A 7,954-nucleotide genomic window follows, 5' to 3' on the forward strand; every position below is an offset into this window, starting at 1 on the left:
GATCCCCGCGGCGAACGGGTGCGTGGCGTCCACGACCACGCGGACCCCGTGCGTGGAGAGGTGGTCGCGGAGCCCCTCGACCCCGCCGAAGCCGCCGATCCGGACCCGGCCCACGGGCAATCGCGGACGCGCCACCCTTCCCGCCAGGGACGAGCAGAACTCGTGACCCGCGTCCTGCAGCAGTCTCGCCAGCTCCCGCGCCTCGGCGGTCCCACCCAGGACGAGGATCACCGCTCCGACCCCGGCGGCAGGGACGGCATCTCCGGCGCGCCCTCGCGGGCCAGCTCCAGCAGGGCGTCCAGGTCGAGGTGCTCCTCCGCCAGATCACCCAGCAGGTCCAGTCGCCTCTCGCGTGCGGCGGCGAAGTCCACACCGGAGGGTTCGCGGACCCGGCCGACACGGGCCGCCACCTCCGCGAGGTAGGCCTGACGGAACCCGTCGGACTCGAGGCTCCCGTGCCACATGGTGCCCGCCACACCGTCGCGCCTCGCACCCCCGAGGAACTCGGGGTCCGCGCCGAGGCCGATCCGCCCGTGGTGGATCTCGTACCCGGCCGCCGCCTGACCGAGCGCCTCCCCGGTGGGCAGCCGCAGGACCTTCTCCGGCCCGAACTCCGTCTCCACGTCCAGCAGCCCGAGCCCGTCGACCTCCGCGCCCTCGGGACCCTCCACCCCCTCCGGGTCCCGGACGAGTCGGCCGAGCATCTGGAAGCCACCGCAGATGCCGAACACCGACCCCCCGGCGTGGGCGTGGTCGATCACCGCGCGGTCCAGACCGCGGGAGCGGAGCCAGGCCAGGTCGTCGATCGTCGCGCGCGTGCCGGGCAGGACCACCAGGTCCGCGCCCCGGACGGTCCGGGGGTCGGTGACGAACTCCACGTCGACGTCCGGCTCCAGCCCCAGCGCGTCGACATCGGTGAAGTTGCTGATCCGGGGCAGCCGGATCACGGCGACCCGCAACGCCCGGCCGGCGTCGGCGCGGCGACCGCCGATGTCCAGCGCGTCCTCGGAGTCGAGCCACACGTCGGGGCTCCAGGGCAGCACTCCGTGGACCCGCCGTCCGGTGAGCGCCTCGAGGTGGTCCAGCCCCGGTCCGAGGAGCGAGGGGTCACCGCGGAACTTGTTGACGACGAAGCCTGCGACGAGCCGCTGGTCGGCGGCATCCAGGAGTGCCACCGTGCCGTACATCGCGGCGAAGACCCCGCCGCGGTCGATATCGCCCACCACGACCACCGGCATGTCGGCGTGACGGGCCAGGCCCATGTTGACGTAGTCACCGGCACGGAGGTTGATCTCGGCAGGACTGCCCGCGCCCTCGCACAGCACCAGGTCGATCCGGTCGGCCAGGTCGTCGTATGCGGCATGGGCGGCGGTGGCCAGATGCACGCGACCGTCGACGAAGTCCCTGGACGAGACCGTCCCGGCGGGGCGGCCCATCACCACCACGTGGCTGCGCCGGTCGCCGCCCGGCTTGAGCAGCACCGGGTTCATCGCCACCTCGGGCTCGGCGCGTGCCGCGAGGGCCTGGATCCACTGCGCGCGCCCGATCTCCCCGAAGCCCGCCGGCCCCCGGACGACCATCGAGTTGTTGGACATGTTCTGCGCCTTGAACGGCGCGACCCTGATGCCCCGCCGGACGAACGCCCGGCACAGCGCCGTCACCACCACGCTCTTGCCGGCATCCGACGTGGTGCCGGCGACGAGGAGGGAGGCTGCCATGGGGATCGATCCTAGCCGCGCCCTCCCTCACCCCCGCCGAGGTGCTCCGCCGAGGGGCCGACAGGCCGCGACGGTGAGGGGGACCCCACGTTCCTGCTGGTCACACGCCCGCCAAATGCCCAGCTCAGAACGTATTTGAGATCACTGCGGACAAATGCGCTCCGGCGGTTCGCAATATGGCACGCTCGGCCTCGTGCAGTTGTCCAGGTTCTCCGATCTCGCGCTCCGCGCCCTCATGCGTCTCGCCGTGGCCGACGGGCGCGGGGACCGGATGACCGCCGGGGGAATCGCCGAGTCGGTGAACGCGTCGACGAGCCACGTGGCCAAGACCGTCTCCCGGCTCGTGGAGCTCGGCCTCGTCGAGTCCCGGCGGGGCCGGGGCGGTGGTCTCGCGATCACCGAGGCCGGTCGTCAGGCGTCCGTCGGGCGGCTGCTGCGTGAACTCGAGGGACCCGGCGAGGTGGTGCAGTGCGAGGGCCCGGCGCCCTGCCCGCTGGCCGGCAACTGCAGCCTCCGCCGAGCCCTGGCCGAGGCTCGCGAGGCGTTCTTCGCCGCCCTCGATCCACTCACCGTCTCGGGCATCGTCCACACCCCGACCCGGCAGGTCCTGCTCAGCCTGGGACCCGCCCCCTGACCGGTCGGCGACCACCGACCCACACCCCCTCGACGCCCGGCACCCCAGGTGCCCGGGTGACCCCGTCGCGCCCACTGAAGGAGATCCGCATGACCACGTCGCTCACCTCACTCGAGACGATCCTCGCCCATCCGCGGGAGCTCTCGCCGCACCACGTCCCGATCATCCGCGACACGCTCCCGGTCATCGGGGCGCACATCGACGAGATCACCCCGGTGTTCTACCGCACGATGTTCGGCAACCACCCCGAGCTCCTGCGCGACACCTTCAACCGCGGCAACCAGAAGCTGGGCGCCCAGCAGCGCGCGCTCGCCGCCTCCATCGCCACCTTCGCGACGCTGCTGGTGGACGGGAAGAGCCCCGTCGACATGCTGGCCCGGATCGGCCACAAGCACGCGAGCCTCGGGATCACCGCCGACCAGTACCAGGTGGTCCACGACAACCTCTTCGACGCGATCGTCCAGGTGCTGGGCGAGGCGATCACCCCGGAGATCGCGGCCGCGTGGGACGAGGTGTACTGGATCATGGCGGGCGTCCTCGTGGACTTCGAGAACGCCCTCTACGCCGAGGCCCGGGTCGAGCCGGGAGACGTCTTCCGGACCGCCGTCGTCCTGGCCCGGGAGGACGTCACCGATTCCGTCACCGTGGTGACCCTCGGCGGTCCCGACGGTGGCGACCTGCCGGACTTCCGACCCGGCCAGTACACCTCCGTCGGCGTGGTGCTGCCCGACGGCGCGCGCCAGTTGCGTCAGTACTCGCTGTCGGCGGCGCCGGGGTCGGGCACGTGGCGGATCGGCATCCGCCGGGTCGACGCGGTCTCCGGTGGCGCGGGTCCGTGCCCCGCCGGTGAGGTCTCCGGGTGGCTGCACGCCCACGCCCGGGTCGGCACCACGCTCCAGGTCACGCTGCCGTTCGGTGACCTGGTCCTGGACGCCGCGGGAACCGGGTCGGGCCCGGACGCGGCACCGGTCGTCCTGTGCTCGGCCGGGATCGGCATCACCCCGATGCTCGGCATGATCGCTCACCTGTCGGCGACCGACGATCCCCGGCGCGTGCTGATCCTGCACGCGGACCGCTCGCCCGACCAGCACGTTCTGGCCGAGGAGGTCGCCGGCGAGTCCTCACTGCTCGCCGATGCCGAGGTGCACACCTGGTACGAGCACGGCGCGGACGCGGCCTCCGGACCCGGGACGGTCCACCCGGGCCTCATGGACCCGGCCTCCGTCGGACTCCCGGCGGACGCACACGTCTTCCTGTGTGGCTCCACCGGCTTCCTCCAGTCGATGCGCCCGACGTTCCTCGAGGCCGGGGTGCCCGAACACCGGATTCACGCCGAGCTCTTCGCCCCCAACGACTGGCTGGTCTAGTCCCGCGCGCCGGGCGGCACCCGGGTCACTCCGGCAGCGCGTCCAGTCCGGCACCCTCGAGGGTCCGGCGGCCGCGTTCGGAGGTCACGAGCTCGCGGAAACGGTCGGCCGCCACCCGTTCGGCCTCGCCCCCGGGCCCGCTCTCCCCACTGGGGACGCGGGCCAGGACGTACCGGGTCGTTCCCGCCGACCGCATCAGGTCCCGCTCGCGACCCTCGGGACTGACGGGCGCCACCCACCCGTGCGAGCTCGCGACGTCAGTGCGGTAGACGATCCCGACGTCCATCTCGTTGTCCGCGAGCCGGACACTGAGCGCGCGGGACCCGTCCTCCCATGTGACGTCCGTGGGCTCCACCGCCGCGGCGGCGAGCACCTTCTCGGTCGCTTTGCCACACGGGGTGTCCGGCGCACACAGGCCCACGCGCAGGTCCGGGCGGGACAGGTCGCCCAGTCCGCGCACGCGGAGGGGGTTCCCGGACGGCACCGCCACGACCACGTGGTTCCGGGCGAAGATCTGCGGTTCCGCGGCGGCTCCCTGTGCCACGGCGAGGTCCATCACCTCCTCGCTCGCGGAGGCGAAGACGTTGAGGTCCGTGCGGTCGGACAGCCCCTCGGCGATCTCGTCCGACCGCCCCAGTTCGAGGTGGACCCGGACCCCGGGATTCTCCTCCTCGAAGATCTGGATGAGGTCGGTGAACGCGACGGACAACGACGGCGCGGCGGCCACGCCGAGCGAGACGGTCGCGGTGGCCTCCGGTTCCTCGGTCGCACACGCGAACCCGGAGCACACCAGGGCCACGCCCACCACCGCGATCCCCTGACGCCGACCCACCGGTCAACCCCCGGCGAAGGGGGGCAGGATGTCGATCACGGAGACCCCGTCGATCGAGGCGAGGGGGTCTCGCGTGGTCTCCTCGCCGATGAGGAAGGACGACACCGTGACGATGCTGGCCAACGGCTCACCATGCCTCTCGCAGACTTCCCGGGCCAGTTCACCGATGGTCGTCGCGTCCGTGTGGAGGCGCTCGCGGGCGGTGCCGGCCGCGTCCTCGGCCGCCGCGTAGTACCCCACGGTGATCATTCTCGATGTCCTGCTCACGGTGTCGACTCTAGCCCCTGCCCCCGACGCGCCGCCGCCACTTTCGGTGACACGTCATCCGCCTATGGCGCCCATCGACCGGCGCGGCCGGTGGAACGCCGTCCCACCGATGCCGTGCCCGGCCTGCTTACCCCACATCGCCCCGCGCCACACCCGGGCGATCTCCGCGTCCTGCGCCCCGGAGCGCAACACACCCAACACGTCGGTCTCGTCATCACTGAACAAGCAGGATCTCACGGTCCCCTCGGCGGTCAGCCGCGTCCGGTCACAGGCCGCGCAGAAGTTGCGGGTGACGGTGGCGATCACCCCGACGTGGGCCGGGGACCCCGCCACCGAGCGTCCGGCCACCTCCCACAGTTCGGCCGGGGCGGACGGGTCCTCGCGACCGGCGGGCACCAGGTCGAAGCGCGCGCCCAACACGTCGAGCAGCTCCTGCGCCGTGACCATCTCGACCCTGGACCAGGTGTTGTCGGCGTCGAGCGGCATCTCCTCGATGAACCGCAGCTGCACGCCCTCCTCCAGGGCCCATTCCAGCAGGTCGGGAGCCCCCGGCAGGGTGGCCCGCATCGGCACGGCGTTGACCTTGACCGGGGCGAGTCCCGCCTCGACCGCGGCACGGACCCCGCGGAGCACCGACGGCAGCCGGTCGCGACGGGTGAGCTCGGCGAACTCGAGGCGGTTGACCGTGTCCAGGGAGATGTTGATCCGGTCGAGCCCGGCCTCGACCAGTGCGCCCACCCGGTGCTCGAGGCCCACGCCGTTGGTGGTGAGGGCGATCGGAAGGTCAGGGCACGCCGCCCGGGTCCCGGCGACGATCCTCTCGAGGTCCTGCCGCATCAGGGGTTCGCCGCCGGTGAAGCGCACCTCGCGGACCCCGAGGTCGTGATGCGCCAGCGTGACCAGCCGGATCACCTCGTCGGTGGTCATGCGTGCGGCCTCCGGGATGGGCGGCAGCCCCTCCTCCGGCATGCAGTACGTGCAGCGCAGGGAGCACTTCTCCGTCAGCGAGACGCGCAGGTCCCGCCCGGTGCGACCGAAGGTGTCGATGAGCAACGGGGTGGCCGGCCGCGCGCCGTCGGGGCGCGGCCGAGGGCTCGGGATGTCGGTCGCGGTCACGCGCACCTCCGATCTGCCGGGCGTTCTGGTCGAGTGTAGGCGCGTGAGCGCCACCCCGCCGTCTACCTCTCCGGCACCTCCACCTCCGGGTTCGGCCCGAGGAGGGTGAGCTCGTGGATCTCGTCGCGCTCGGCCTGCGCTCTCAACTGCGGCGCGATCAGCCGGGCGAGGTGGTACCCCAGCACCACCACGAGGGTGCCGAGCGCGATCCCGCCGAGCTGGAAGTCGTCCGTCACGGTCAGGGTCGTGTCGCCCACGGCGATCACCACGCCCGCCGCCACCGGGACCAGGTTGAGCGGGTTGCCGAAGTCGACCCGGTTCTCCTTCCAGATCTTCGCCCCGAGCAGGCCGATCATCCCGTAGAGCACCACGGTGATCCCGCCCAGCACGCCGCCGGGCGTCGCCGAGATCACCGCGCCCAGCTTGGGCGAGCAGCCCAGGAGGATCGCGGTCAGCGCCGCCACCACGTACGCGGCGGTGGAGTAGACCTTGGTCGCGGCCATCACCCCGATGTTCTCGGCGTACGTCGTCGTCGCCGATCCGCCGAACGAGGTGGCCAGGACGGTGCCCGCACCGTCGGCGGCCAGGGCGCGGCCCATCAGGCCGTCGGTCTCGGTGCGCGTGATCTCGCCGATCGCCTTGACGTGACCCGCGTTCTCGGCGATCAGGGCGATGATCCCGGGGACGATCAGCAGCACGAACGCCAGGGAGAAGTCGGGCGCGTGGATGCCCACCACGCCCGCGGCCTCGTCGGTCATGGGCGGCAAGCCGAGCCACGGCGCGTCCCCGACGCCCGACCAGTCCACCCGCAGGTGCTCGGTCACCTCGCCGGCGGTGGCGCTGAACGAGGTGATCGGACCGGTCACCAGGTCGAGCACCCAGGACAGGACGTAGCCGAAGATCAGCGCGAGGAAGATCGCGATCCGGCCGGCGAAGCCCTTCAGACCCACCGTCATCAGGATCAGCGCGACCATCACCGTCAGCGCCACCCACTGGTCCTGCGGCCAGTAGGTCTCGGCCACCACGGGTGCCAGGTTGAAGCCCAGCAGCATCACCACGGCGCCGGTGACGACCGGGGGCAGCACGGCGGTGACCACGCGCCCGCCCACCACGTGCACGATGACGCCGACCACGGCGAGGGTCGCACCCGCCACCAGCATCGCGCCGGTGACCTCCGCACTCGTGCCGCCCTGCGCGCGGATCGCCGCGACCGCCCCGACGAACGCCACCGAGGTGCCCAGGTAGCTGGGGACCTGCCCCTTGACGATCGCCAGGAACAGCAGCGTGCACACGCCGGAGAAGAGGATCGCGAGCTGCGGGTTGAGCCCCATGATGATGGGGAAGACGAACGTGGCACCGAACATCGAGACCACGTGCTGGGCGCCGATGCCGATCGTCCGGGGCCAGCTCAGGCGCTCCATCGGGGCCACGACCTCGCCGGGCCTGATGTTCTTGCCGTCGCCGTGGACAGACCACAGCTTCCTCGAACCCCGCGCGCCGTCCGCCACCGTCTCCCCTTTATTTCCCCGCCTGCGCCCCGCGCGCGGACCGTAGGCACAGTACAACGCGATTACCGTGGGGGCATGGCCTCCCACCCCGACCGCCCGACCCACCCCGTATCCCGGCCGTCTCCCGCCGGGTACCGAGAGCTCCTCCGCACGCATCTCGCGCCGGTGCTGGAGCGGGCCGCCCAGAGCACGCGGTTGCCGGTCGTGGCGTGCGCGGACTCGGTGCTCGCACGGGATCTGCTCGCGCCGGTGGACCTCCCCCTGTTCGTGAACTCGCAGATGGACGGCTACGCGGTGCGGTCGGCCGACATCGCCGGGGCCGGTCCGGACTCGCCGGTGCGGCTCCGGGTGGTGGGGACGACCCACGCCGGTGACGGACCGGGGCCACAGGTCGACGACGACGAGGCCTGCAAGGTGATGACCGGTGCGCCGGTCCCCGAGGGGGCCGATTGTGTGGTCCCCGTGGAGGACACCTCCATCGGGGATCCCGCCGATCCCTCGGGCGGCCGACC

General features: G+C 72.3%; 8 protein-coding genes and 1 pseudogene. 3 read left to right on the forward strand and 6 right to left on the reverse strand.

What is annotated here, in order from left to right:
• On the reverse strand, positions 1-231 hold a 231-nt coding region (locus tag G6031_RS03660; protein ID WP_182652471.1), incomplete at its 3' end, for a precorrin-6A/cobalt-precorrin-6A reductase.
• The gene (locus tag G6031_RS03665) at positions 228-1,718 is read right to left on the reverse strand and encodes a cobyric acid synthase (protein ID WP_182652472.1); all 1,491 of its coding nucleotides are present in this window, start codon (positions 1,716-1,718) and stop codon (positions 228-230) included. The genes G6031_RS03665 and G6031_RS03660, both read right to left, overlap by 4 nt.
• A gap of 193 nt (positions 1,719-1,911) precedes the next feature.
• Here G6031_RS03665 and G6031_RS03670 point away from each other — a divergent pair, with 193 nt between their 5' ends.
• Both G6031_RS03670 and G6031_RS03675 read left to right on the forward strand, forming a co-directional pair.
• On the forward strand, positions 1,912-2,352 hold the full coding sequence (locus G6031_RS03670) for an Rrf2 family transcriptional regulator (protein WP_179524128.1): 441 nt from the start codon (positions 1,912-1,914) through the stop codon (positions 2,350-2,352).
• 89 nt (positions 2,353-2,441) lie between these two features.
• Positions 2,442-3,719 (forward strand): globin domain-containing protein, encoded by a 1,278-nt coding sequence (locus G6031_RS03675; protein WP_182652473.1) that lies wholly within the window; start codon positions 2,442-2,444, stop codon positions 3,717-3,719.
• 25 nt (positions 3,720-3,744) lie between these two features.
• On the opposite strand, the gene G6031_RS03680 is transcribed toward G6031_RS03675, so the two are convergent.
• The 4 genes from G6031_RS03680 to G6031_RS03695 form a co-directional block, all read right to left on the reverse strand.
• On the reverse strand, positions 3,745-4,551 hold the full coding sequence (locus G6031_RS03680; protein WP_182652474.1) for a substrate-binding domain-containing protein: 807 nt from the start codon (positions 4,549-4,551) through the stop codon (positions 3,745-3,747).
• A 3-nt stretch (positions 4,552-4,554) separates the two neighbouring features.
• Positions 4,555-4,818 (reverse strand): hypothetical protein, encoded by a 264-nt coding sequence (locus G6031_RS03685; RefSeq protein ID WP_259847878.1) that lies wholly within the window; start codon positions 4,816-4,818, stop codon positions 4,555-4,557.
• 54 nt (positions 4,819-4,872) lie between these two features.
• Positions 4,873-5,934, reverse strand: a complete 1,062-nt coding sequence (gene moaA / locus G6031_RS03690; RefSeq protein WP_347238434.1) for a GTP 3',8-cyclase MoaA — start codon at positions 5,932-5,934, stop codon at positions 4,873-4,875.
• A 62-nt stretch (positions 5,935-5,996) separates the two neighbouring features.
• Entirely contained in the window at positions 5,997-7,355 is a 1,359-nt protein-coding gene (locus tag G6031_RS03695) for a solute carrier family 23 protein (RefSeq protein WP_241737168.1), read from the reverse strand.
• Between the two features lie 162 nt (positions 7,356-7,517).
• On the opposite strand from G6031_RS03695, the pseudogene G6031_RS03700 reads away from it, so the two are divergent.
• Positions 7,518-7,954, forward strand: a pseudogene (locus G6031_RS03700) (molybdopterin molybdenumtransferase MoeA); the annotation flags it as partial.

It is taken from the genome of Dietzia sp. CQ4, from assembly GCF_014145125.1.
GTDB classification, from domain to species: Bacteria; Actinomycetota; Actinomycetes; order Mycobacteriales; family Mycobacteriaceae; genus Dietzia; species Dietzia natronolimnaea.